This window comes from Pseudomonas sp. PSB11 (genome assembly GCF_014596605.1).
In the GTDB taxonomy this organism is placed as follows: Bacteria; Pseudomonadota; Gammaproteobacteria; order Pseudomonadales; family Pseudomonadaceae; genus Aquipseudomonas; species Aquipseudomonas umsongensis.
In genome coordinates this window covers 79,164-104,792 of record NZ_NOIO01000022.1, presented here as the reverse complement: position 1 = coordinate 104,792, position 25,629 = coordinate 79,164, and the positions used below count along the sequence as shown (strand labels likewise).

Annotated in this window: 26 protein-coding genes; 12 read left to right on the top strand and 14 right to left on the bottom strand. The window is 60.0% G+C overall.

The features are described 5' to 3' along the window. Window positions 1-71: 71 nt before the first annotated feature. The 5 genes from purT to CGA21_RS22395 form a co-directional block, all read right to left on the bottom strand. A complete protein-coding gene (gene purT / locus CGA21_RS22415; RefSeq protein WP_110755142.1) occupies window positions 72-1,253 on the bottom strand; it encodes a formate-dependent phosphoribosylglycinamide formyltransferase in 1,182 nt (393 codons plus the stop codon). 99 nt (window positions 1,254-1,352) lie between these two features. After that, window positions 1,353-1,820 carry a preQ0 transporter gene (locus tag CGA21_RS22410; protein WP_110755143.1) on the bottom strand — a complete coding sequence of 156 codons (468 nt, stop codon included), beginning with the start codon at window positions 1,818-1,820 and terminating at the stop codon, window positions 1,353-1,355. Between the two features lie 125 nt (window positions 1,821-1,945). After that, window positions 1,946-2,161: a DUF1289 domain-containing protein gene (locus tag CGA21_RS22405; RefSeq protein ID WP_188265068.1), complete on the bottom strand. Its 216-nt coding sequence runs from the start codon at window positions 2,159-2,161 to the stop codon at window positions 1,946-1,948. Then, window positions 2,158-2,682 carry a gamma carbonic anhydrase family protein gene (locus CGA21_RS22400; protein ID WP_188265067.1) on the bottom strand — a complete coding sequence of 175 codons (525 nt, stop codon included), beginning with the start codon at window positions 2,680-2,682 and terminating at the stop codon, window positions 2,158-2,160. The genes CGA21_RS22405 and CGA21_RS22400 overlap by 4 nt, the downstream gene beginning before the upstream one ends. A 55-nt stretch (window positions 2,683-2,737) precedes the next feature. After that, window positions 2,738-3,337 carry a CoA pyrophosphatase gene (locus tag CGA21_RS22395; protein WP_110755146.1) on the bottom strand — a complete coding sequence of 200 codons (600 nt, stop codon included), beginning with the start codon at window positions 3,335-3,337 and terminating at the stop codon, window positions 2,738-2,740. A 147-nt stretch (window positions 3,338-3,484) separates the two neighbouring features. Between CGA21_RS22395 and CGA21_RS22390 the strand changes: the two genes are divergently transcribed. The 9 genes from CGA21_RS22390 (at window position 3,485) to cmoB (ending at window position 11,498) form a co-directional block, all read left to right on the top strand. Next, complete coding sequence (locus CGA21_RS22390) at window positions 3,485-4,036, top strand: NUDIX hydrolase (protein WP_020795633.1); 552 nt, start codon at window positions 3,485-3,487, stop codon at window positions 4,034-4,036. A gap of 125 nt (window positions 4,037-4,161) precedes the next feature. Continuing rightward, the gene (locus tag CGA21_RS22385; RefSeq protein ID WP_188265066.1) at window positions 4,162-4,665 is read left to right on the top strand and encodes a murein L,D-transpeptidase family protein; all 504 of its coding nucleotides are present in this window, start codon (window positions 4,162-4,164) and stop codon (window positions 4,663-4,665) included. Between the two features lie 185 nt (window positions 4,666-4,850). Further along, on the top strand, window positions 4,851-7,268 hold the full coding sequence (gene lon / locus CGA21_RS22380) for an endopeptidase La (RefSeq protein ID WP_110755148.1): 2,418 nt from the start codon (window positions 4,851-4,853) through the stop codon (window positions 7,266-7,268). Between the two features lie 167 nt (window positions 7,269-7,435). Continuing rightward, window positions 7,436-7,822, top strand: coding sequence for a hypothetical protein (locus CGA21_RS22375; protein ID WP_188265065.1), 387 nt, complete (start codon window positions 7,436-7,438; stop codon window positions 7,820-7,822). Between the two features lie 137 nt (window positions 7,823-7,959). After that, entirely contained in the window at window positions 7,960-8,352 is a 393-nt protein-coding gene (locus CGA21_RS22370) for a protease inhibitor I42 family protein (RefSeq protein ID WP_188265064.1), read from the top strand. Between the two features lie 2 nt (window positions 8,353-8,354). Continuing rightward, window positions 8,355-8,990: a lysoplasmalogenase gene (locus tag CGA21_RS22365; protein ID WP_110755151.1), complete on the top strand. Its 636-nt coding sequence runs from the start codon at window positions 8,355-8,357 to the stop codon at window positions 8,988-8,990. Window positions 8,991-9,161: 171 nt separating this feature from the next. Further along, entirely contained in the window at window positions 9,162-9,620 is a 459-nt protein-coding gene (locus CGA21_RS22360) for a hypothetical protein (RefSeq protein ID WP_188265063.1), read from the top strand. Window positions 9,621-9,765: 145 nt separating this feature from the next. Continuing rightward, window positions 9,766-10,545, top strand: a complete 780-nt coding sequence (gene cmoA / locus CGA21_RS22355) for a carboxy-S-adenosyl-L-methionine synthase CmoA (protein ID WP_177411559.1) — start codon at window positions 9,766-9,768, stop codon at window positions 10,543-10,545. Further along, window positions 10,542-11,498: a tRNA 5-methoxyuridine(34)/uridine 5-oxyacetic acid(34) synthase CmoB gene (cmoB, locus tag CGA21_RS22350; RefSeq protein WP_188265062.1), complete on the top strand. Its 957-nt coding sequence runs from the start codon at window positions 10,542-10,544 to the stop codon at window positions 11,496-11,498. The genes cmoA and cmoB overlap by 4 nt, the downstream gene beginning before the upstream one ends. A 132-nt stretch (window positions 11,499-11,630) precedes the next feature. On the opposite strand, the gene tadA is transcribed toward cmoB, so the two are convergent. The 6 genes from tadA to CGA21_RS22320 form a co-directional block, all read right to left on the bottom strand. Then, window positions 11,631-12,128, bottom strand: a complete 498-nt coding sequence (gene tadA / locus CGA21_RS22345; protein ID WP_110747066.1) for a tRNA adenosine(34) deaminase TadA — start codon at window positions 12,126-12,128, stop codon at window positions 11,631-11,633. Then, entirely contained in the window at window positions 12,128-13,504 is a 1,377-nt protein-coding gene (locus CGA21_RS22340) for a multicopper oxidase family protein (RefSeq protein WP_188265061.1), read from the bottom strand. The genes tadA and CGA21_RS22340 overlap by 1 nt, the downstream gene beginning before the upstream one ends. A gap of 196 nt (window positions 13,505-13,700) precedes the next feature. Beyond that, a complete protein-coding gene (gene guaA / locus CGA21_RS22335) occupies window positions 13,701-15,278 on the bottom strand; it encodes a glutamine-hydrolyzing GMP synthase (protein ID WP_083348292.1) in 1,578 nt (525 codons plus the stop codon). Window positions 15,279-15,377: 99 nt separating this feature from the next. Continuing rightward, a complete protein-coding gene (gene guaB, locus CGA21_RS22330) occupies window positions 15,378-16,847 on the bottom strand; it encodes an IMP dehydrogenase (protein WP_020795621.1) in 1,470 nt (489 codons plus the stop codon). Between the two features lie 218 nt (window positions 16,848-17,065). Then, window positions 17,066-17,614, bottom strand: a complete 549-nt coding sequence (locus CGA21_RS22325) for a hypothetical protein (protein WP_020795620.1) — start codon at window positions 17,612-17,614, stop codon at window positions 17,066-17,068. Between the two features lie 61 nt (window positions 17,615-17,675). After that, window positions 17,676-18,440, bottom strand: coding sequence for a sulfite exporter TauE/SafE family protein (locus CGA21_RS22320; protein ID WP_188265060.1), 765 nt, complete (start codon window positions 18,438-18,440; stop codon window positions 17,676-17,678). Window positions 18,441-18,577: 137 nt separating this feature from the next. On the opposite strand from CGA21_RS22320, the gene xseA reads away from it, so the two are divergent. Next, the gene (gene xseA, locus CGA21_RS22315) at window positions 18,578-19,957 is read left to right on the top strand and encodes an exodeoxyribonuclease VII large subunit (protein WP_188265073.1); all 1,380 of its coding nucleotides are present in this window, start codon (window positions 18,578-18,580) and stop codon (window positions 19,955-19,957) included. 3 nt (window positions 19,958-19,960) lie between these two features. Next, window positions 19,961-20,782: a M23 family metallopeptidase gene (locus CGA21_RS22310; protein WP_033041361.1), complete on the top strand. Its 822-nt coding sequence runs from the start codon at window positions 19,961-19,963 to the stop codon at window positions 20,780-20,782. Window positions 20,783-20,882: 100 nt separating this feature from the next. On the opposite strand, the gene CGA21_RS22305 is transcribed toward CGA21_RS22310, so the two are convergent. After that, window positions 20,883-21,239: a hypothetical protein gene (locus CGA21_RS22305; protein ID WP_020795616.1), complete on the bottom strand. Its 357-nt coding sequence runs from the start codon at window positions 21,237-21,239 to the stop codon at window positions 20,883-20,885. Window positions 21,240-21,627: 388 nt separating this feature from the next. Here CGA21_RS22305 and leuA point away from each other — a divergent pair, with 388 nt between their 5' ends. After that, window positions 21,628-23,307 (top strand): 2-isopropylmalate synthase, encoded by a 1,680-nt coding sequence (gene leuA / locus CGA21_RS22300; RefSeq protein ID WP_020795615.1) that lies wholly within the window; start codon window positions 21,628-21,630, stop codon window positions 23,305-23,307. A gap of 179 nt (window positions 23,308-23,486) precedes the next feature. On the opposite strand, the gene CGA21_RS22295 is transcribed toward leuA, so the two are convergent. Then, complete coding sequence (locus tag CGA21_RS22295) at window positions 23,487-24,278, bottom strand: amidohydrolase (RefSeq protein ID WP_188265059.1); 792 nt, start codon at window positions 24,276-24,278, stop codon at window positions 23,487-23,489. Continuing rightward, entirely contained in the window at window positions 24,266-25,414 is a 1,149-nt protein-coding gene (locus tag CGA21_RS22290) for a pyridoxal phosphate-dependent aminotransferase (protein ID WP_110747058.1), read from the bottom strand. The genes CGA21_RS22295 and CGA21_RS22290 overlap by 13 nt, the downstream gene beginning before the upstream one ends. Window positions 25,415-25,629 lie beyond the last annotated feature (215 nt).

The window sequence follows — 25,629 nt, the reverse complement described above, 5'->3', positions numbered from 1 at the left end:
CGCTCCCACATGGTTCTGGTGTACACCGATCCAATGTGGGAGCGAGCCTGCTCGCGAATGCCGCGCCGCGGTTAGAGCTCTACCACAACTGCCTGGGATGCGCGGGTTGCCTTGGCACGAGCCGCCTCGATCGACTCATCCCGCGCCAGCGCCACACCCATCCGGCGCTGGCCATTCACTTCAGGCTTGCCAAACAGACGCAATGCCGTATCCGGCTCGCTCAACGCTGCACCCAGGTTGGCAAACGCGGTCTGGGTCGACTGCCCTTCCACCAGGATCACCGACGAAGCCGACGGGCCGAACTGACGGATCAGCGGAATCGGCAGCCCCAGGATCGCCCGTGCATGCAGGGCGAATTGCGACAGGTCCTGTGAAATCAACGTCACCAGACCGGTGTCGTGCGGACGCGGCGACACTTCGCTGAACCACACCTGATCACCCTTGATGAACAGCTCGACGCCAAACAGGCCACGGCCACCCAAGGCCTCTGTCACCGCCTTGGCCACGCGCTCGGATTCCGCCAGCGCCACCGGGCTCATGGCCTGAGGCTGCCAGCTTTCCTGGTAATCGCCTTTCTCCTGGCGATGACCGACCGGTGCACAGAAGGTGGTGCCACCGACGTGACGCACGGTCAGCAAGGTAATCTCATAATCGAAATCGATGAATCCTTCGATGATCACCCGGCCTTTACCGGCACGACCGCCTTCCTGGGCATAATCCCAGGCCTTCTTCACGTCATCGACGCTGCGCAGCAGGCTCTGGCCCTTGCCCGACGAGCTCATGACAGGCTTGACCACGCAGGGGAAACCGAGGTCTTCGACGGCCTTGCTGTAATCCTCGAAGGTGTCGGCGAAGTGGTAAGGCGAGGTCGGCAGGTCCAGCTCTTCGGCGGCCAGGCGACGGATGCCCTCGCGGTTCATGGTCAGCTGTGCGGCCCGCGCGGTGGGGATCACGGTGAAGCCTTCGGACTCCAGTTCCACCAGGGTCGCGGTGGCAATGGCTTCGATTTCCGGCACGATGAAGTGCGGCTGCTCGGCTTCGATGACCGCGCGCAGTGCCGCGCCATCAAGCATGTTGATCACGTGGCTGCGATGCGCCACCTGCATGGCCGGCGCATTGGCGTAGCGATCCACGGCAATCACTTCAACGCCCAGGCGTTGCAGCTCGATCACCACTTCCTTGCCCAGCTCGCCACAGCCACACATCAATACGCGGGTCGCGGTGGGCGACAATGGAGTTCCGATACGGGTCATCTCAAGTCCTCAAGAAGCGGATCATCGAGGGATGCGGCGCCTGGCGCGCTTCCCATGGGGAGAAAGCGCGGCATTTTACATGAACCGCAGGGTTTGGCTTCAGCTGACGAGTGCCTGCTTGCGCAAGCGCCAGGCCATGATCAGCCATACCGCCGTGACGCCGGCGAACTTGGACCCCAGTGCGGTGAGAATCACCCCCGGGGTCAGCGCGTCGATCATGCCGAAGAAGATAAACGTATCGAGCGGAATGCTCAGGGCTGAACTTATCCACAGTCGGTCGTGCAACGGGCGCCGGGTGATGCTGAACACCAGCCAGTCGATGCACTCCGACACGGCAAATGCCGTGGCGCTGGCCAGGGCGATAGAGGGATCGGAGGTGATGTACGACAACACCAGCGCCGCCAACATCGCCGCGATTGCGCCGTGACCGAAGCGGATTTGCACCATGTCGCGCAACACGAACACCAGGCCGCCCCAGGCCGACCAGATGATGTCCAGGTGCGGGGCAGTGGAGAAGGCGTAGTTGATCAGCACGACGCTGCTGATATAGGCGATCAGGAAGAACATGGAGGCACCTGTCAATTTGGCGCACAGGGTACTTCAACCAAACGCCAAATCAAAAGATCGCAGCCTGCGGCAGCTCCTACAGGGGATCAAATGTAGGAGCTGCCGCAGGCTGCGATCTTTTGATCTTATCGGCCGGGTGTCTTGCCGATCATCCACACCAACCCACTGGCCTTGGCCCGCTCATGGCACAACCCCAACACCGTGCGGCGCTCGTCGTTGCTCATGCGGCTCCAGCGGGTGATTTCCTCTACCGTGCGCTGACAGCCCGTGCAAATGTCATCGTCGTCCAGTGCGCAAATATTCACACAAGGCGATGCAACCAGGCGTTCGGGAGTGCTCATTCTTCCTGCTCAGCCAGGTCGCGTGCATAGCGCTGTGAGTTATGCACATAGTGGGCGGCGCTGGCCTCCAGCATCTTTTTCTGCTGTTCGGTCAGCTCGCGCACCACTTTGCCGGGGGAACCCATGACCAGCGAACCGTCGGGTATTTCCTTGCCTTCGCCGATCAGCGAATTGGCGCCGATGATGCAGTTCTTGCCGATTTTCGCGCCGTTGAGGATCACCGCGTTGATACCGATCAGGCTGTAGTCACCCACGGTGCAGCCGTGCAGCATGGCGTTGTGGCCGATGGTCACGCCGGTGCCGATGGTGAGCGGGTAACCCATGTCGGTATGCATCACGGTGCCATCCTGGACGTTGCTGTCCTTGCCGATCAGGATCAGCTCGTTGTCGCCCCGCAACACGGCGTTGAACCAGACGTTGGCGCCCTCTTCCAGTTTGACCTTGCCCACCAGCACGGCGTTGGGAGCGACCCAGCTCTGTGGATGGGTCTCGACACGGGCGTCGCCCAGGCGGTATTTCATCTTGTTGTCCTCAAGGCTCAGGCAGCGGCGTGTTCAAGCCATTCGAGTGATGGCTTCAGGTATTGATAAAGCTTTTAGGTGGTAGATGCAGGCTGATTTTCGCGTCATAGAGCAGATTGATCAACTCGACAATCATGATCGCCGTCAGGCCCCAGATCTTGAATTCACCATAGCGATAACTCGGCACGTACCAGCTTCGTCCCTGGTAATCGATGCGATGGGTGTGCTCGCGCGGGTCTTCGCGAAAGAACTCCAAGGGCACACTGAACACGGCGGCGATCTCGGCATCGTTGGCCCGGTACTCGACAAAATCCGGAATCACCCCGACATAAGGTGTGACCTTGATGCCGTGCAGGGAGATCAACGGGCTCAGCGGTCCGATCACTTCGACCAGGCCCGGTGGCAGGCCGATTTCTTCTTCGGCTTCGCGCAGCGCGGTAAAAACCAGGTCGGGGTCTTCAGGGTCGCGGCGACCACCGGGAAAGGCGACTTCGCCACCATGGGTCGACAGCCCGCTGGCGCGCAGGGTCAATACCAGTTCCGGCTCGTCACTGCGGGTGATCGGCACCAGGACGGCGGCCTCTGGGAAACGTCGGTCGGTCTCCAACGTACGCGGTGTGTGGTGACTTACCCGATGCAGTAGCTCGTCCAGCATGAGTGTTCTCGATCAGTGCCTTACCCTGCATCATGCACCAATCGCTTCGGTCGCCCAACCCCCCGGACAGTGGCATGTCGCGAAACGACAACTTGCCGACAGCCACCACCGCACGCCAAGATAGGCGCAGCATTCAGGAACCCAAGCATGAAATTTTGCAGTCAGTGCGGCAACCCGGTGACCCAACGCATTCCCGAGGGCGATTCACGCCTGCGTTTTGTCTGCGACAGCTGTCACGCCATTCACTACCAGAACCCCAACATCGTCGCCGGTTGCGTCGCGACCTGGGGCACCCAGGTCCTGTTGTGCCGCCGCGCCATCGAGCCGCGCCGGGGCTATTGGACCCTGCCCGCCGGCTTCATGGAAAACGGTGAGACCATCGAGCAGGCGGCCATTCGCGAGACGGCCGAGGAAGCCTGCGCCCGAGTGCGCAACCTGAGCATCTATACGTTGATCGATGTGCCGCACATCAGCCAGGTGCACGTGTTCTTCCGCGCCGAGTTGGCGGACCTGGATTTTGCCGCCGGTATAGAGAGCCTGGAGGTGCAACTATTCGACGAAGCCGACATCCCTTGGGACGAGCTGGCTTTCCGCACGGTGGGCCGTACCTTAGAATGCTTCTTCGCTGACCGGAAGACCGAAGTCTATCCCGTGCGGTCCGAATCAATCCCGCCGCTGGTTCAGTCTGTCATCACTTGATGTCATCTTGGTATCATCACCCGGCGCACACAGATCGTCCGAACTCGGCCCGGACCTTCGGCAGCGCCTGCAAAAACACCTATAAATAGATATATGGTCGCGACACCTCTTGGGGAATCGTTTCAATGCGCTGGTTGCTTGCCCTGTTCTGCTTGTCGTTCATCACGGTGTCCCAGGCTACTGCCATGGAGCCCCTGGATGGCAAGGTCATCGAGAAAATCCTGGTTCTCAAGTCGGCCCATCAATTGCAGTTGATCAATGACGGCAAGCCGTTCAAGACCTATCGCATTTCCCTGGGTAAACGGCCCAAGGGCCCCAAGCTGATGGAAGGCGACAAACGCACACCAGAAGGTTTCTACTGGATCGACTGGCGCAAGGTCAGCGACCGCTTCAACCTGGCGATGCACATTTCCTACCCGAATATCACTGATTCCGCCCGCTCGCGCCGTGAAGGCGTCGATCCCGGCGGCATGATCATGATCCACGGCACCCCGGACACCGAGGAAAACCCCGAGCACCTGTTCCACACCCTGGACTGGACCGACGGTTGCATTGCCATGCGCAACATGGACATGCGTGAAATCTGGAACCTGGTACCGGACGGCACGATGATCGAGATTCGCCCTTGATTTGACGAATGAGCGTTCCCATACCGTGGGAACGCTGCCCGTTTTGCCCTGCGCGCCATGCGTGTTACAGACTGACCCCCAGGACTTGTCCAGATCCTGATCGCCCCCCGAATATCCCCTCCCCCCATTGAAACCACCCTCGGCCTGCCCCATCTAAGACCCATACCCCATTGCGCAGGTGCCCCATGAGCGACCAGCAAGCATTCCCCGAAGACCCCAGCGAATACGCCGACCCGGAACACGCCGAACACCACCACACCGGCAAGGGCCTCGCCCTGCCCGGCCAGAACCTGCCGGACAAGGTCTACATCATTCCGATTCACAACCGCCCTTTCTTCCCGGCCCAAGTGCTGCCGGTCATCGTCAATGAAGAACCCTGGGCTGAAACCCTCGACCTGGTCGCCAAATCCGAGCATCACTCCCTGGCCCTGTTCTACATGGACACGCCCCAGGAAGACCCGCGCCATTTTGATACCTCGGCGCTGCCGCTCTACGGCACCCTGGTCAAGGTGCATCACGCCAGTCGCGAAAACGGCAAATTGCAATTCGTCGCCCAGGGCCTGACCCGTGTGCGCCTCAAGACCTGGCTCAAGCACCACCGCCCGCCGTACCTGGTGGAAGTCGAGTACCCGCACCAGCCCACCGAGCCGACCGACGAGGTCAAGGCCTACGGGATGGCGCTGATCAATGCGATCAAGGAACTGCTGCCCCTCAATCCGCTGTACAGCGAAGAGCTGAAGAACTACCTCAACCGCTTCAGCCCCAACGATCCATCGCCGTTGACCGACTTTGCCGCCGCACTGACGTCGGCGACCGGCAGCGAACTGCAGGAAGTGCTCGACTGCGTGCCCATGCTCAAGCGCATGGAAAAAGTCCTGCCGATGCTGCGCAAGGAGGTCGAGGTCGCACGCCTGCAAAAAGAGATTTCCGCCGAGGTGAACCGCAAGATCGGCGAACATCAGCGCGAATTCTTCCTCAAGGAACAACTCAAGGTCATCCAGCAGGAGCTGGGGCTGACCAAGGACGATCGCAGCGCCGACATCGAACAATTCGAGCAACGGCTGGCCGGCAAGGTGCTGCCAGCGCAGGCGCAGAAGCGCATCGAAGAAGAGATGAACAAGCTGTCGATCCTCGAAACCGGCTCACCGGAGTACGCGGTCACGCGCAACTACCTTGACTGGGCGACATCGGTGCCTTGGGGTGTGTACGGCGAGGACAAGCTGGACCTCAAGCACGCGCGCAAGGTGCTGGACAACCACCATGCCGGCCTCGACGATATCAAGGACCGCATCCTCGAGTTCCTCGCGGTCGGTGCCTACAAGGGTGAAATCAGCGGCTCCATCGTGCTGCTGGTGGGACCGCCGGGCGTGGGCAAGACCAGCGTCGGCAAATCCATCGCCGAATCCCTCGGTCGACCGTTCTACCGCTTCAGCCTCGGCGGCATGCGCGACGAAGCGGAAATCAAGGGGCACCGCCGTACCTACATCGGTGCGATGCCGGGCAAACTCGTGCAAGCGCTGAAAGACGTCGAAGTGATGAACCCGGTGATCATGCTCGACGAAATCGACAAGATGGGCCAAAGCTACCAGGGCGACCCGGCCTCGGCGTTGCTGGAAACCCTCGACCCGGAGCAGAACGTCGAATTCCTCGACCACTACCTGGACCTGCGCCTGGACCTGTCGAAGGTGCTGTTCGTCTGCACCGCCAACACCCTGGATTCGATTCCCGGCCCCCTGTTGGACCGGATGGAAGTCATCCGCCTATCGGGTTACATCACCGAAGAGAAAATCGCCATCGCCAAACGCCACCTATGGCCCAAACAGCTTGAGAAGGCCGGGGTCTCGAAAGGCAGCCTGAGCATCAGCGACAGTGCCCTCAGAGCGCTGATCGACGGTTATGCCCGTGAAGCCGGCGTTCGCCAGCTGGAGAAAAATCTCGGCAAACTGGTGCGTAAAGCCGTGGTGAAGCTGCTCGAAGATCCAGGCGCGGCGATCAAATTTGGTCCGAAAGACCTCGAAGCTTCATTGGGCAAACCCGTATTCCGTAATGAACAAGTACTGTCCGGGACGGGAGTAATCACCGGCCTGGCCTGGACCAGCATGGGCGGTGCAACCCTGCCGATCGAAGCCACGCGCATTCATACCCTCAATCGCGGTTTCAAGCTCACCGGGCAACTGGGCGAGGTGATGAAAGAGTCCGCGGAAATTGCCTACAGCTACGTCAGCTCCAATCTGAAGTCGTTTGGCGGTGATCCGAAATTCTTCGACGAAGCCTTCGTGCACCTCCATGTGCCGGAAGGCGCCACTCCAAAAGACGGCCCGAGCGCTGGCGTGACCATGGCCAGTGCCCTGTTGTCGCTGGCACGCAACCAGCCGCCGAAAAAAGGCGTGGCCATGACCGGCGAACTGACGTTGACCGGGCATGTACTGCCGATTGGCGGGGTTCGGGAGAAGGTGATTGCAGCGCGGCGGCAGAAGATTTTCGAGCTGATCTTGCCGGAGCCCAACCGTGGCAGCTTTGAAGAACTGCCGGACTACCTCAAGGAAGGGATTACCGTGCACTTTGCCAAGCGATTTGCGGATGTGGCGAAGGTGTTGTTCTAGTCACACGCTGAAGTGGCCAGAGCCTGCTCTGGCCACTTCACACATGATTTTCTGAACAGCTATCGCGATCGGATATAAAAAACTGTCATTAATGACAGTGTCAAACCCATTATTAATGTCCTAGCCTGTCACTCGACTACCGACCATCTTCAAGGGACGAGCACATTATGTCGACTGATAATACTCAGCGCGGGACGAAGGCTAGCGGTTATTTCGAATGGATAATTAAAGAAGAAAAATTCTATACCGACCAAATTTATATAACGCACGAAAGACTTAACATGGAAATTAACGGTTATATCGATTTTGCGGGCTCTAACCAAAAAATAATGACAGTTCTTATCGATCCCAACACCCCTGGCGGGGAGCAAACGTTTGATCCTCAATCATGGCTAAAGTCAGTGAGTTACCAAACTGAAAGCGGATTGGCTTATGCCATTAGCGGGACATACACTGCCACTCTCAACCACCTCACTAAACAGCACAAGTTATCGTTCGACTTACTGTTTGGTGGCGGTCAATCCATTCAATGTGAGCTCGACGTCAGCGAGTAGATACTTAATCCGCTTATATGCGCACCACTGACGCCAGAGCCTGTACGCTAGCAGTTCCTCGACCCGGCTCTGGTCACATTTTGTCTCATCTTCAGTTATGCTCGCCGTTCGTCGTGAATGCCGGAGCCGCTGACCCCATGTCCCCCACCCGCCTGCTTGTTCCCCTCGCCCTCGCCTTGCTGGCCGCCTGTGCCACGCAATCGAAACACAACGTGACCGTGGAAAAACAAAGCGAATGCCCGGTGCAGCTCACCAACGGACAGAACCTGATCCTGACCCTGCCCAGCAATCCGACTACGGGTTACCGCTGGTCGATCCAGGACTCGGCCGGTGGCGTGTTGCGCGCGCTCAGCCCTGAGGTCTACAGCAACCCGGAAGATGCCGGCGTCGTGGGTGCTGCCGGCGTTTCGACCTGGCGATTCCAGGCGTTCGCCCCCGGCACTGGACGCTTACGCTTGACCTCGCAACAACCTTGGGCACCGGAAGTGCTTCCGGTGGACGCTTTCGACTGCGCCATTTCGGTCAACTGACCATGGGCTGGTTGATTCTGGCGCTGATGGGCGCAGTGACTTTTCTCTATGGCCTGAGCGTGCACGCTGCGCTGCTCTGCCTGTTGGTCAAGCCGCTGCCTGTCCTGGCCCTGCTCGGCTGGCTGCACGACGCACCACCCGGCGAGTATCGGCGCTGGATCAGTCTTGGACTGATTTTCTCCCTGCTCGGCGACGTGTTGCTGGCATGGCCGGGGGATTTGTTTGTGTTCGGCCTCGGGGCGTTTCTCGTCGCCCACCTGGCTTATCTGAAAGCTTATTTGACGGACTGCAGACGGTTGGCCCTGTTGCCACTGGTTTTGGCCCTCGGGGTCGGCGCGGTTCTGCTGGGGATACTGATTGCCCACGATCTCGGGCCTTTGCTGATTCCGGTGATCGTCTACGGCCTGGCGATCAGCGCCATGCTCTGGCGCTCACTGGCGCGCCTGGGTACCGATGTGCCCAAGCGTTCGGCGCTGCTTGCGGCAGCCGGAGCCGTGGCGTTCGTGTTTTCCGATAGCGTGATTGGTATCAGCCGCTTTGTGGTGCCGTTTGATGCGGCGCCGTACGTGATCATCCTCAGTTATTGGCTGGGGCAATGGGGCATCACGGCATCGGCGTTCGATCAAAAACTGCGTTAGATCGCGAAGGGACGCAAAGCGTCCCGGACGGCATTCCCACGCAGAGCGTGGGAATGATAAATTCATACATTGTCATTAATGTCTTTTGAAACCTGTTAGTTCGAATAGTCGCCCGGACCGCTCGCAGGCCGTACATTCAAGATTCCAACAATCCTTGAAGAGACAGGCCCCATGGATATCCAGCAACGAAGAAGTTTGGTCGACAGTCGCATCCATGTTGAAATGAAATTCCGCCAGTGCTGTCAGAAAAATTATCTGAGTGCCACCTTTCAGGATCGCGAGGAGTTCAACTCAGAGGAGTTTTACATCAGCGTCGGCTCCCGGGAAATATTGGCTGTTTTCAAAGCGGGAGAAAAAGACACCCCTGAAGACCGCGCTTTCGATATCTACATCCCTAAAAACATCGAAACCGGTTACTACGAATTAAACTCACCGGATCAACGGATAGAAATCGCCTTGACTGAAAAATTCCCGACTTACACCAGTTACTGGGCATTCAAGGGCGCAATGAATCTGCTCGTTAACGCTAACAAGCAAGAATACTCCGGCACATTCAATGTCAGCTTCAAGGACAAACAAAACCGTGAGTTTGTATCCCAAGCCAAGTTTGCTTTTTCTGTGGAAGCTTGAATACAGGTAACCGACGGAGCCGTGGCGTTCGTGTGTTCCGATAGCGTGATGGGTATCAGCCGCTGTGTGAGCGTGGGGGCGAGCAAAGCGTCAGTCCCGTCGGTTTATCAGACAACCCGCGCATCCCCGCGCCAACTTGGCTAAAATGCCGGCCTTTTCCACCGACACCGCCGGAACCGCCGTGAGCAAAGAATCCGATCGCCTTTTCGCCCAGCCTTTGGCCCAGGTGCCTGACTTCGCCTTCAACGAGGACGTGGTGCGGGTGTTCCCGGACATGATCAAGCGCTCGGTGCCGGGTTATCCGACCATTGTCGAAAACCTCGGTGTGCTTGCCGCACAATTCGCCCAGCCCAACACTGTGCTCTACGACCTCGGCTCGTCCCTGGGCGCTGTGACTCAGGCGCTGCGTCGACATGTGCGCACTGACGGCTGCCGTGTCATCGCTGTGGATAACTCCGCGGCAATGGTCGAACGATGCCGTGAGTACCTCAACGGCCAGGACTCGATGTTCCAGGAGTTGCTGCCGGTGGAAGTGATCGAAGGTGACATCCTCGCCCTCGAATTCCAGCCTGCCTCGGTGGTGGCGCTGAACTTCACCCTGCAATTCATTGCTCCGGATCAGCGCAGCGCGCTGCTGTCGCGCATCCACCAGTCCCTGTTGCCCGGTGGTGCACTGATTCTCTCGGAAAAACTGCGGTTTGAAGACGAGCAGGAGCACGCCTTGCTCACCGATCTGCACGTCGCCTTCAAGCGCGCCAACGGCTATAGCGAACTGGAAATCGCCCAGAAGCGCAGCGCCATCGAAAACGTCATGAAGCCCGACAGCCTCGAAGAACACCGCGAACGCCTGTTGGCCGCCGGGTTCTCGAAAGTCGTGCCGTGGTTCCAGTGTCTTAACTTTGCCTCGTTGATTGCCTTGCCATGATTGATCTGTCCCCCCTCGCCCGCCGCCTGGCTGGCACACCGCTGGCCGAATGGGCCAACACACTGCAGGCGCAACTCGACAAGAAAATGGAGAAAGGTCACGGCGACCTGGAGCGCTGGCAAAGCGCGCTGGATGCCTTGCCTCAGATCCAGCCAAGCGAAATCGACCTGTTGAACGGTTTGAAGCTGGACACCGATTGCGACGATGAAACCCGTGCGAAGATGCGCACCGCGCTGATGGGCTTGTCGCCGTGGCGCAAAGGCCCCTTCGATCTGTTTGGCGTGCATGTCGACACCGAATGGCGTTCGGACTGGAAGTGGTCGCGCGTCGCCCCGCACCTGGACCTCAAGGGCAAGCGCATCCTCGATGTCGGCTGCGGCAATGGCTACTACATGTGGCGCATGCTCGGCGCAGGGGCCGACAGCGTAATCGGTGTCGATCCCAACTGGTTATTCTTCTGCCAGTTCCAGGCGGTGCAACGTTACCTGGCCGAGCCGAATGCCTGGCACCTGCCATTTCCTTTCGAAGACCTGCCGCCGAACCTGGAAGGCTTCGACACCGTATTTTCGATGGGTGTGTTCTACCACCGCCGTTCGCCGATCGAGCACTTGCTGGCGCTGAAGGATTGCCTGGTCAAGGGCGGCGAACTGGTACTGGAGACGCTGGTGGTCGAAGGCGACAAACATCAAGTGCTGGTGCCGGAAGACCGTTATGCGCAGATGCGCAACGTATGGTTCCTGCCGTCGGTGCCGGCGCTGGAGTTGTGGCTGCGCCGTGCCGGGTTCACTGATGTGAAATGCGTGGACGTGAGCGTGACTACGGTTGAGGAACAGCGCGGCACGGAATGGATGAAGTATCAGTCGCTGAGCGACTTCCTCGATCCGCAAGATCACAGCAAGACCATCGAAGGCCTGCCGGCGCCGATGCGGGCTGTCATCGTCGCCCGCAAATAACCCCCCGCCGCCCCTGCCGATGAAGATCAAATGTGGGAGCGGGCTTGCTCGCGAATGCGGTGAGTCAGCCAACATCTCTGTTGAATGTTAAATCGCATTCGCGAGCAAGCCCGCTCCTACAGGGTTTAGTGTTCAGTCTGAAGGTTTGGCTCTACGGGCCTTGAAGAACTCGCTGAGCACCGCCCCGCACTCCTCGGCCAACACCCCACCTTCATACAACACCCGGTGATTCAAAAAGCCCTGGGTAAAAAACTGCCCCTGGCTCTGCACAATCCCGGCCTTGGGTTCCAGCGCGCCATACACCACCCGTGCAATCCGCGAATGCACGATCAGCCCGGCGCACATGCTGCACGGTTCCAGCGTCACATACAGCGTGCTGCCCGGCAGTCGATAGTTGCTGACGGCTAGCGCGGCAGCGCGGATCGCGACCATCTCGGCATGGGCACTCGGATCGTTGCCGCTGATGGGGCAGTTGAAGCCGCGACCGATGATTTCACCGTCCTGCACCAGCACCGCACCCACGGGCACTTCGCCCAACGCGGCACCTTGAGCGGCGAGGGCAAGGGCTTCGCGCATGAAGTCGCGATCACGGCTGCGGTCGATGATCGCGGCGGGACGTATCTGACGCATTACGCCACCTCGATCGCGGCCATCAGGCCGGTTTCCATGTGATCGATCACATGGCAATGGAACATCCACACCCCGGGGTTATCCGCCACCAGCGCCACTTGCGCGCGCTCGTTCTTACCCAGCAAATACGTGTCGGTAAAATACGGGATGACCTTGTGCCGATTCGAGGCGATGACCTTGAAGCTCATGCCATGCAGGTGAATCGGGTGTTGATATTGAGTCATGTTCTTCAATTCGAAAATGTAGCTCTTGCCCTTCTCGAGCTTGGCAATCGGGCGGTCGGCGCAGGTTTTGTCCGTAATGTCCCAGGCTTTGCCATTGATCTGCCACAGGCTTGGCGGCTTGCCGTTGTCGACATTCACCGACACCGACCCCACCCATTCGAAATTGAAGTTGAGTTTCTCGGCATTGGCCAGGTCCGGTTCGGCCACCGGGTTGGCGGGCAGAGCCGCAGGCCATGTAGTCGGCGCGTCGGTGTTGGCCACGGAGCGCAGCGTGCCCAAGCGAACCGGGCCGTTGCGCAGGGACAACTCTTCACCCGCCGGCGGCGCTTTGATCGCCAGGCAAATACGCATGCCTGGGCCGAGCCAGTACTCCTTGCCCAGCGGGCGCGGTTCGACGGGATTGCCGTCCAGCGCATAGATCTGCGCTTCGACACCCGGAATATTGAGGCGGTAGGTCAACGTGTTATCGAGGTTAAGCACCCGCACCCGGGTGATCTGCCCGGCGGGCAAGTCGATGATCGCTTGCGGGACACCGTTGATGGTCGACAGGCGCCCCGCCGTACCGCCTCGGGCGGCTTCGCGAGGAATGCTGAAGTCGACAAAAGCGCCCTGCTCATCGACATGCCAGCTCTTCAAGCTCAAGGTTTTCTCGTACTTGAAACCTGTCGGCTCGCGCTCCTCGACGATCAACGGGCCGACCAGACCGCGCCCGAGTTCTTCGCTGCTGCTCACATGGGGGTGATACCAGTAGCTGCCGGCATCGGGCACGCGGAATTTGTAGTCGAAGTATTCACCGGGCAATACCGGCAACTGCGACACGTACGGCACACCGTCCATCTCCAGCGGCAGGCGGATGCCATGCCAGTGGATGGTCGTCGCCACTGGCAGGTGGTTGATGAACCGCACTCGCAGCCATTCGCCCTGGCGCACGCGCAACTCGGTGCCCGGCGCCGACGGGCCGAATGCCCAGGCCTCGGTCTTGTGCCCGGCCACCAGCTCGACGTCCAGCGGCGCGGCGATCAGCTCATAGTCATGGCCCGCCTCAGCCTCGGCCATCTTGCCCAGCCAGTACCGCGACACGCCCCCTGCTCCGACACCAACGACAACAAGACCGGCCAGGCCACCGAGGATTTGGCGACGGGTAAAGGACATGAACTCAACTACCTCACTTGAACGCGGCAGGCCCTGGGCCCGCAAAAGGCGAATACGATACACCCGCAATTGTGAAAGAAACAGCAAAGCAGGCATGATCCCGGGCCGCAGGCAGGGCATGAATGCAAAAAGCCGCGTGAACTCACGTTCACACGGCTTTTTATCCAGCGATCAACCCCTCAGGGCTGGTGCGGGATCATTCCCACTCAATCGTCGCTGGCGGCTTGCTCGACACGTCGTAGGTGACGCGGGAGATGCCTTCGATTTCATTGATGATGCGGCCGCTGACGGTTTCCAGCAGCTCGTAAGGCAGGTGTGCCCAACGCGCGGTCATGAAGTCGATGGTTTCCACTGCACGCAGGGCCACGACCCAGGCGTAACGACGGCCATCACCCACCACGCCAACCGATTTCACCGGCTGGAACACCACGAACGCCTGGCTGACCTTGTGGTACCAGTCGGCCTTGCGCAGTTCTTCGATGAAGATGTGGTCGGCACGACGCAGCAGGTCGGCGTATTCCTTCTTCACTTCGCCGAGGATGCGCACGCCCAGGCCCGGGCCCGGGAACGGGTGACGGTAGACCATGTCGTACGGCAGGCCCAGCTCCAGGCCCAGGCGACGGACTTCGTCCTTGAACAGCTCGCGCAGCGGTTCAACCAGCTTGAGGTTCATTTCTTCCGGCAGGCCGCCCACATTGTGGTGCGACTTGATCACGTGGGCCTTGCCGCTTTTCGCGCCAGCCGACTCGATCACGTCCGGGTAGATGGTGCCTTGGGCCAGGTACTTGATGTTGTCCAGCTTGCAAGATTCGGCATCGAACACGTCGATGAAGGTACGGCCGATGATCTTGCGCTTCTTCTCTGGGTCGGCTTCGCCGGCCAGGTTGTCGAGGAACTGATCCTCGGCGTTGGCGCGGATCACCTTGACGCCCATGTTCTCGGCAAACATGGCCATCACTTGCTCGCCTTCGTGCAGGCGCAGCAGGCCGTTGTCGACGAAAACGCAGGTCAGTTGGTCGCCGATGGCCTTGTGCAGCAGTGCGGCAACCACGGACGAGTCCACGCCGCCGGACAGGCCGAGCAGTACGTTGTCGGTGCCGACCTGGGCGCGAACCTGGGCGATGGCGTCTTCAGCGATCTTCGACGGGGTCCACAACGCTTCGCACTCGCAGATGTCGAGGATGAAGCGCGACAGGATGCGACCGCCCTGCTTGGTGTGGGTCACTTCCGGGTGGAACTGCACGCCGTAGTAACGACGCTCGTCGCTGAACATGCCAGCGATAGGGCAGCTCGGGGTGCTGGCCAGGATGTGGAAATCTTCCGGCATCCTGGTGACCTTGTCACCGTGGCTCATCCATACGTCGAGGCCAAACAGGCCATCGGCGTCGATGTGGTCTTCGATGCCGTCGAGCAGGCGGCTCTTGCCAACCACGTCTACGCGGGCATAACCGAACTCACGCAGGTCGGAACCTTCAACCTTGCCGCCCAGTTGCTCGGCCATGGTCTGCATGCCGTAGCAGATACCGAAGACTGGCACGCCCAGGTCGAACACTGCTTGCGGGCAGCGAGGGCTGTCGGCTTCGTGCACGGACTCGGGGCCGCCGGCGAGGATCACGCCTTTTGGAGCGAATTCGCGAATGGCTTCCTCGTCCATGTCGAACGGATGCAGTTCGCAGTAAACGCCGATTTCACGCACGCGGCGGGCAATCAGCTGGGTGTACTGGGAACCGAAATCGAGGATCAGGATGCGGTGAGCGTGAATGTCGAGGGCCATGATTCAGTCTCGTCTTAATAATTCAGAAACAGTCGTGATTCAGAAACAACTCGGGGCTGAATAGAACAGCCCCGGTTGCTTAACGATTTGCTTGAAGCCTCAACCTACGCGGTAGTTTGGCGCTTCCTTGGTGATCTGTACGTCGTGGACGTGGGACTCGGCCATGCCAGCACCGGTGATCCGCACGAACTCAGGCTTGGTGCGCATTTCTTCGATGTCGGCACTGCCGGTGTAACCCATCGAGGAACGCAGGCCGCCCATCAGTTGATGGATGATGGCGCTCAGGGTGCCCTTGTACGGCACACGCCCTTCGATACCTTCCGGAACCAGCTTCTCGGCACCCGCGGAGGAGTCCTGGAAGTAACGGTCGGAGGAACCCTGGGCCTGGGACATGGCGCCCAGCGAACCCATGCCGCGATAAGCCTTGTACGAACGGCCCTGGAACAGTTCGATCTCGCCTGGCGCTTCTTCGGTACCGGCGAACATCGAGCCCATCATCACGCAGGAAGCACCGGCCACGATGGCCTTGGACAGGTCACCGGAGAAACGGATGCCGCCGTCGGCGATCAACGGAACGCCAGTGCCTTCGAGGGCAGCGGCGACGTTGGCGATGGCACTGATTTGCGGCACGCCGACACCGGCGACGATACGGGTGGTGCAGATCGAGCCAGGGCCGATACCGACCTTGACTGCGTCAGCGCCCGCTTCGGCCAGGGCCTTGGCGGCAGCGCCGGTGGCGATGTTGCCGCCGATCACTTGCACTTCAGGGAAGTTTTGTTTAACCCAGCGAACGCGGTCGATCACGCCTTTGGAATGACCGTGGGCGGTGTCGACCACCACCACGTCAACGCCGGCGTTAACCAGGGCAGCGACACGGTCACCGGTGTCTTTACCGGTACCGACCGCGGCGCCCACGCGCAGACGACCTTGATCGTCCTTGCTGGCCAGCGGGTAAGCCTTGGCTTTTTCGATGTCGTTGACGGTCATCATGCCCTTGAGGGCGAACTTGTCGTCGACGATCAGCACGCGTTCGATGCGGTGCTTGTGCAGCAACTCGCGAACGTCGTTCTTGTCGGCGCCTTCCTTGACCGTGACCAGGCGCTCTTTAGGCGTCATCACTTCACGGACAGTGGCTTCCAGACGGTTCTCGAAACGCACGTCACGGGAAGTGACAATGCCGACCAGGTCGCCATTGTGCAGCACCGGAACGCCGGAGATGTTGTTCATGCGGGTCAATTCGAACAGTTCGCGCACGGTAGCGTCGGCATCGATGGTGATCGGATCCTTGACCACACCGGCTTCGTAACGCTTGACCTTGCGCACTTCGGCAGCTTGCTGCTCGATGGTCATGTTCTTGTGGATGATACCGATACCACCTTCCTGAGCCATGGCAATTGCCAGACGGGCTTCAGTGACGGTGTCCATGGCGGCGGAGACCAGTGGAATATTCAGCTCGATGCCACGGGTAAGGCGGGTCTTGAGACTGACTTCGTTAGGAAGCACCTCGGAATAACCAGGCACTAGGAGAATGTCGTCGAATGTCAGAGCTTCTTGGCTGATACGCAGCATCGCGGGGGCTCCCGAGCGGGAAAATGGAAGCGCGCCATTATAGTCAGACACCCCCTCGGGTTCAATGTAAAACTCTGTCTATTATCGACCTTATGGATATACGGAACATATCGCCCCCTGTAGGAGCTGCCGAAGGCTGCGATCTTTTGACATTGATCTTCAAAAGCAAGATCAAGAGATCGCAGCCTTCGGCAGCTCCTACAGGGGGGATGCAACGATCAGAGCTCTACTTTCACCCAACTTACCGGCTGATCCAGCCAATCGGCAAACTCGTCGAGAAAGCTCTGCTTGAACCCCGCCTCGGCCCAGTTGTTGAAAATGAAGCCCAGGTTGGAAAAGCCGCACTCCTGCAGGAACAGGAAACCGTTGATGTCATCTTCATGCCCGCATTCAGGGCAGGTGAAGTTATCGGTCCGTCCGGGCATCCAGTCTTCGAGGCTTTCAAACAGGGCTTCACCGATTTCCTTGCGGCACTCGGCACAACCGGCCTCGCCAAGAAACCCCTTGGCCGGTGTATAGATGCAGCGCTTGGTGACGATCTCCAGGCCATTGATCGGCTCGCCGAACGGCAGGGCTTGCGGGTGCAGGACCACTTCCCTGGCACCCTCGGCGATGGCGTGGGCCATGCGATTGCCGGTGCGGCCGCAGGTGGTCAACTGTTCGTTGATGATGTTCTTGCGCACCAGCCAGCGCACGATCGCCCGGGCCCGCGGCTCATGCACCGGCAGTGTGGAAATTTTCGGGACAATGATGCTTTGGGAATTCATGGGGCGACCTGCTGTAACGCTTTGAAAGAAGCCCGGCAGCTTAAGCCCAAGGCTTCAGAGGTCAAGTACTCAAGTAACGCCCGATCAGGGCGATACCGCTGGCCAGGACCAGCCAGGTCACCAGGCGGACGAACGCCTCGCGTGACAATTTCAGGGTCAACCGTCGACCGATCCACAGGCCCAGCGCCATGGCCGGCAGCAAACACAACGCCAGCACCAACAAGGGTAGCTCGGCATAGACTCCGGCGACAATGAACAGGCTCAGGCGCACCACCGTGCTGCAACTGATCAGCGCACTCTGGGTCGCTCGAGCCGCCTCCTTGGGCAAGCGGCTGTTCAAATAGATCGCGTACAGAAAGCCGCCACTGCCAAACAACGCCCCGAACATCCCGCCCACGGTGCCCATCGGCAATGCCCAGGCGGCAGACAATTGCGCCGGACGGGTTTTAATCCACAGGCTGTAGATGGCGTAGGCGCTGATAAACAGCCCCATCAACAGCAGCAATAAATCCGACTTGAGGTTCAACAGGAAGATCACGCCCAGCGTGCAACCCACGGCCATGCAGGGCAACAATCGCAGCAGCTCAGGCTTGGCGACATCACGCCGCGAGGGCAGCAGGTTGCCGAACGCCGCGACAAAATCGAGCAACACCAGCAACGGCACGATCTTCGACAGCGGCAGGAACAGGATCAGGATCGGTCCGGCGACCAGCGCCGTGCCGAAACCGGCAATGCCGAACACGATATAGGCCAGGGCGATGCCCAGCGCGATGACCAGCCAGTCCACTGCGCCAAAATTCCATTGACCGAACAAATCAACCAACATTTGTACTCATCCTTGTAGGAGCTGCCGCAGGCTGCGATCTTTTGCTCTTGAAAATCAAGATCAAAAGATCGCAGCCTGCGGCAGCTCCTACAAGGGGATCGTGCATTGGGCGAGAGAATGCCTCTATCATGCGCCCCATGATTAAAGATCCCTTTGCAAGACTCGGCCTGGACCGCGAAGTCCTGACCGTCAGCCAGCTCAACGGCCGCGCGCGGGTGTTGCTTGAAGACGTTTTCAGCAACATCTGGGTCGAAGGCGAAATCTCCAACCTCGCCCGCCCCGCGTCTGGCCACGTCTATTTCACCCTCAAGGACAGCGGCGCCCAGGTGCGTTGCGCGCTGTTCCGGCAAAACGCCGCGCGTGTGCGTCAAGCGCTGAAGGATGGCCTGGCCGTCAAGGTACGCGGCAAAGTCTCGTTGTTCGAGGGACGCGGCGATTACCAGCTGATCCTCGATACCGTGGAGCCGGCCGGTGATGGAGCATTGCGCCTGGCGTTCGATGCCCTGAAGGAAAAACTCAGCGCCGAAGGCCTGTTCAGCGCCGAGCGCAAAGTACCGCTGCCGGCGCATCCGCAACGCATCGGCATCATCAGTTCGCCCACCGGCGCGGTCATCCGCGACATCATCAGCGTGTTCCGCCGCCGCGCGCCGCAGGTGCAATTGACCCTGATCCCCACTGCCGTGCAGGGCCGCGAAGCCACCGCGCAGATTGTCCGCGCGTTAAAACTGGCGGACGCCCGCGGTTTCGACGCGCTGATACTGGCCCGCGGTGGCGGTTCGCTGGAAGACCTCTGGTGCTTCAACGAAGAAGCCGTAGCGCGCGCGGTGGATGCCTGCGAGACACCGATCGTCAGCGCCGTCGGCCACGAAACCGATGTATCGATCAGCGACTTCGTCGCCGACGTCCGCGCGCCCACGCCATCGGCCGCGGCCGAGCTGCTGGCACCGGACTCCAGTGATCTGGTCCGCCGGGTCGAGAGCCTGCATCGGCGCCTGGTGATGCGCATGCGTGATCGCCTGATGCGTGACCGGCTGCGCCTGGAAGGCATCTCTCGGCGCCTGCGCCATCCCGGCGAACGCCTGCGCCAGCAAGCGCAACGCCTGGATGATCTGGACATGCGCATGCGTCGGGCCTTCGAACGCAGCCTCAACACCCGTCGCGAACGGCTGATCCGCCTGGAAACCCGCCTGGCGGGGCAACATCCGGGTCGTCAATTGGCGATGCTGCGCCAACGTCTCGACAGCCTCGCCGAACGCTTGCCCCGCGCCATCCGCGAGGGCCTGAAAAACCGTCGCCTGCAACTGCAGAGCCAGATGCAAACACTGCACGTGGTCAGCCCCCTGGCGACTCTTGGCCGTGGCTACAGCATTTTGCTCGACGAGCGTGGCAATGCAATCCGCAGCGCCGCACAGACCCACACCGGCCAGCGCCTGAAGGCCAAACTGGGTGAAGGCGAACTGCACGTGCGGGTCGAAGACAATCACCTGACGCCCGTCACACTTTCTCTACTGGACTGATCCATGCCGCGTTTCTTAGCTCCGCTGCTGTTGCTTTGCCTGACCTTCAACGCCCACGCCGACAGCTACATCACCCGCCTGTTGAACAAACCGGTGCCGGGCGGCGTGGCGGTTGTCGACCTGGGCGCTGCCGCGCAAGCGCCGAAAGCCAGTTATCAGGGCAAACCCGTTCTGGTGATCAAGGAACAGAACAACTGGCTGGCGATTGTCGGCGTGCCGTTGACGGTCAAGCCGGGCGCCCAGGCCATCAGCAGTGGTGGGCGCAGCCTTGGTTTCACCGTCGGCAACAAGAAATACCCGGAGCAGCGAATCACCCTGAAAAACACCCAACAGGTCAATCCAGACCCGGACAATCTCAAGCGCATCGAGCGCGAACTGGCCGAGCAGATCGCTGCCTACCGTACGTTCAGCCCGAATTCGCCAAGTAACGTGCTGCTGGACAAACCGGTAAACGGACCGCTGTCGAGCAAGTTCGGGGTACGCCGGTTCTTCAACGGTGAGGAGCGTAATCCTCACTCAGGCCTGGATTTCGCCGTGCCTGCCGGTACGCCGATCAAGACGCCGGCCGCAGGCAAGGTGATCTTGATCGGCAACTACTTCTTCAACGGCAATACGGTGTTTGTCGACCATGGCCAGGGGTTCATCAGCATGTTCTGCCACATGTCGAAAATCGACGTGAAGGTCGGCCAGCAGATGGCGCGTGGCGGTGTGGTCGGAAAAGTCGGGGCGACCGGTCGGGCGACCGGGCCGCATATGCATTGGAATGTCAGCCTGAATGATGCGCGGGTGGATCCGGCGATCTTTATCGGGGCGTTTCAGCCTTAAGCAAGATCAAAAGATCGCAGCCTGCGGCAGCTCCTACAGGGTTCGTGTCGTATCGCTGAACCCTGTAGGAGCTGCCGCAGGCTGCGATCTTTCAAGGCCACTACTCCGCATCCAGATCCTCAATGCCATGGACTTCCCGGTCCGCCAGGCAATGCCTGACCCACTCCTGAGTCTCCACTGAAAACCAGCTCAACTCCTGCGCCGTAATCAACTCCCGCGCGCACAGCCCGAGCAAATGCGAACGGGCTTCATGCCGCGAGAACCTGAACACGCCAAACGCCCAGTACAACTCCTTTTGCCCAGCCTTGAGCAATTCCTCGCTGCGATCTATCCGCTCGTACGGCGCGATACTCTTGTCCAATAGCGTCTTTTCGACATCCGATAGAATCCGCTCACACATCCGCTCATGGGCTATCGGACGCAACACGCAGTATTGTTTCCAATCAGACTCGTTCATCACCGACTCCTGCTGGGCCTCCAAGACTTAAGAATAGCTTCGTCAGCAGAACAAGATGCCAGCATCGTCGATTGCGCACAGCTCAAACCTTGAGCAAGCAACCTGAAGATCACCGTACTCCAGAGCAATAAAATCTCGCCAAACAAGCCTTAAAGAGGATTCCTCTCAATTTTTTTCCACCGCTTGCCATCCTTTCCCCCCGCGGTTAGGGTTGAAGGCATGAAAACCTCTCACACCCTCATTCAGCTTCGTCAGCACCGCAGTTTGTGCCTTGTCAGTGCACGACTGCCGGGCTGAATCGCGGCGCCTCATCCCAAGCGTTACTCCAAGAACATTTTGATCCACCGGCAGGCCGCCTTTTTTCGGCCAACACAATAAGGATTTCCCGATGAGCATGCTCAAAGACCCGTCTTCGAAATACCGCGCGTTCCCGACCATCGATCTGCCGGACCGCACCTGGCCGTCGAAGACCATCACCGCCGCGCCAATCTGGTGCAGCTCCGACCTGCGCGATGGTAACCAGTCGCTGATCGAACCGATGGACGCCGTCAAGAAGCTGCGCTTCTGGAAAACCCTGGTGCAGGTCGGCGTGAAGGAAATCGAAGCGTCGTTCCCGTCCGCCTCGCAGACCGATTTCGACTTCGTACGCACCCTGATCGAAGACGGTCATATCCCGGACGACACCACCATCCAGGTATTGACCCAGGCACGTGAGGATTTGATCGCGCGTACTTTCGAATCCCTGCGCGGCGCGAAAAAAGCCATCGTTCACCTGTACAACGCCACGTCTCCTTCTTTCCGCCGCATTGTCTTCAACCAGGACTTGGAAGGGGTCAAGGAAATCGCCGTAAACGCGGCCAAGCTGTTCGTCAAATATGCCGCCCAGCAGCCGGAAACCGAGTGGACTTTCCAGTATTCCCCGGAAACCTTCAGCGCCACAGAACTGGAGTTCGCCAAGGAAGTCTGCGACGCGGTGATCGAAGTCTGGAACCCGACACCCGAGCGCAAGATCATCCTCAACCTGCCGGCCACCGTCGAATGCGCCACCCCGAACATCTATGCCGACCAGATCGAATGGTTCGGCCGTCACATCAACCGTCGTGACAGCGTGATCATCAGCCTGCACACCCACAACGACCGTGGCACTGGCGTTGCCGCCACCGAACTGGGCCTGATGGCTGGCGCCGACCGCGTCGAAGGCTGCCTGTTCGGCAACGGCGAGCGTACCGGTAACGTCGACCTGGTAACCGTGGCCTTGAACATGTACACCCAGGGCCTGAACCCTGAGCTGGACTTCTCCGACATCGACGGCGTGCGCAAGGTCGTCGAAGAGTGCAACCAGATCCAGGTTCACCCGCGTCACCCGTACGTTGGCGACCTGGTGCACACCGCATTCTCCGGCTCGCACCAGGACGCGATCCGCAAGGGCTTCGCCCAGCAGAAACCGGACGCCCTGTGGGAAGTGCCATACCTGCCGATCGACCCGGCCGACATCGGCCGCAGCTACGAGGCGGTCATCCGCGTCAACAGCCAGTCGGGCAAGGGCGGCATCGCCTATCTGTTGGAGCAGGAATACGGCATCAGCCTGCCACGTCGCATGCAGATCGAATTCAGCCAGGTCGTACAGCGTGAAACCGATCGCCTGGGCCTGGAAATGACCGCACAGCAGATCCACGCGCTGCTGCACAGCGAGTACTTGCAGGCCAATACCCCGTATGCGCTGGTCAGCCATCGCCTGCAGGAAGAAAACGGCCACAGCGCCGTCGAAGTGGAAGTGGCCAGCAAAGGCCAGGGCGAAACCAACCTGCACTGGCGCGGCAAGGGCAACGGCGCCCTGGAAGCACTGGTGGCCGGCCTGCCGATCCCGGTGGAAATCATGGACTACAACGAACACGCCATCGGCGCAGGCACCAATGCCAAGGCGGCGGCCTACATCGAGCTGCGAGTCAATGGTGAGCGTGCGGTGCACGGCGTGGGTATCGATGAAAACATCACCACCGCCAGCTTCAAGGCCCTGTTCAGCGCGCTGAACCGCTCGCTGAGCCAGCCGGAAGCGAAAGCGGCGTAATTAGCCTTCGCTGAAATACAAAAGGCCCCGAGATGCGATCTCGGGGCCTTTTTGTTTGCCTGTAGTTTTTGTAGTGCCTGTCATGCCATCTTCGCGAGCAGGCTCGCTCCCACAGGAGAACGCATTCCAATGTGGGAGCGAGCCTGCTCGCGAAGGGGCCAGCTCAGGCAGTGCAAGTCTCAGGTGAACTCGAAGGTGTCGGCATCCAGGTTCGCCGGAAAACGTGTGCGATAGGCCGCCAGTTCCGCCGCATCCAGCACCACTTTGAACACCCCGTCCGCCTCCCCCGCGCTGAGCAACGTCTCGCCCTGGAAATCCAGCACCTGGCTGTCCCCGGTATAGGCAAAGCCTTTGCCATCGGTGCCGATGCGGTTAACCGCTGCCACGTAGCACAAGTTCTCGATGGCCCGCGCCGGCAGCAAGCGGTTCCAGTGCTGGCGCCGTGCGCCCGGCCAGTTGGCGGTGTACAGCAGCAGGTCAGTGTCCTGCGCATCGCGACTCCACACCGGGAAGCGCAGGTCGTAGCAAATCAGCGGCCGCACTCGCCAGCCCTTGAGTTCGAACTGCACCTGGCGTTCGCCGGGGGTGAAGTGCTTGTGCTCGCCGGCCATGCGGAACAGGTGACGTTTGTCGTAGTGCCACACTTCGCCATCCGGCCGCGCCCACAACAGGCGGTTACGATGGCTGCCATCAGCGGCCTGCACAATCACGCTACCGGTGATCACTGCATCGAATTTTTCCGCCTGAGCCCGCAACCATTTGCTGGTCGGTCCGTTTTCCGCTTCGGCGAGGGTCTCGGACTCCATCGAGAAACCGGTGGTGAACATCTCCGGCAGAATGATCAGGTCCGCACCGCGAGCCTGTTCCAGCAAATGCTCGAAATGCTCCAGGTTGGCCTGGCGATCGTGCCAGGCCAGGGTGGTCTGGATCAGCGCTACGGTCAGGTTGGGTAACGCACTCAGATCACGCATAGTTTTTCCGCTGCTTCACGCAGGGTCTCCTCACGCTTGGCAAAGCACAGGCGCACCAGGCGCTGGCCGACCGGGGGGGTCTGGTAGAATACCGAGATGGGAATGCTCGCCACGCCATGTTCACGGGTCATCCACAGGGCCATCTCGACGTCGTTGAGATCCGGACGGATCTGCGAGTAGTCGACCAGCTGGAAATACGTACCGCTTACCCGTGTGAAGCTGAAGCGCGAAGGCGCCAGCAGGTCGCAAAACAGGTCGCGCTTGGCCTGATAGAACGCCGGCAACTCTTCAACGTGTTCCGGGTGTTCGGCCATGAAGTCGGCCAAGGCATACTGCAACGGTGTGACGCCGCAGAAATTCACGTACTGGTGCACCTTGCGCAGCTCTGCCGTCAGCGCCGGCGGCGCTACTACATAGCCGGTTTTCCAGCCGGTGACGTGATAGGTCTTGCCGAAGGAGCTGACCACGAAGGCGCGCTGATACAACTCTTCATGGGCCAGCACACTGACGTGGGGCACACCGTCGTAGACCAGGTGCTCGTAGACCTCGTCGCTGATCACATAGATGTCACGATCGCGGATCAACGCCGCCAGTTGGTCCAGCTCCGCACGGTTGATCAGTGCGCCGCTGGGATTGTGCGGAGTGTTGAGGATGATCATCCGCGTACGCGGACTCAGTGCCTGGGCGAGCTTCTGGAAATCGATGCTGAAGTCATCCAACCCCAGTTGCACATGAACGCAACGGCCACCGGCCAGCTCAACCGAAGGCTCGTAACTGTCATAGGCCGGGTCAAACACGATGACCTCGTCACCGCTGTGGATAACGGCCTGGATGGCGCAGAAAATCGCCTCGGTCGCGCCGGGCGTCACGGTCACTTCGCTGTCCACATCGACGCTGACGCCATAGCTGCGGGCGATTTTCGCCGCGATCTGCTGACGCAGTACCGGCAGGCCGGTCATTGGCGAGTATTGGTTGTGGCCATTGGCAATATGCCGGCCGACCGCATCGCACAGGGCTTGCGGTGCAGCAAAATCGGGAAAGCCCTGGGACAGGTTGAGCGCCCCGGTTTGCGCCGCGAGCTGAGACATCTGCGTGAAGATGGTGATGCCGACATTCGGCAGCTTACTGGTGATCATCGAGGATTCCCTGCTCTACACCCGGCTCTAACGGCGGCGCGGGAGAGTCCGAGGATAGCCCAAACGGCGTCCATAAAAAAAGGGCGCCAAAAGCGCCCTTCTTCTCGTCCTACCCTGTGGGAGCGAGCCTGCTCGCGAAGGCGGTGTGTCAGTCGCGATAAACGTTGACTGACAGATTGCATTCGCGAGCAGGCTCGCTCCCACATGAGTGAGGC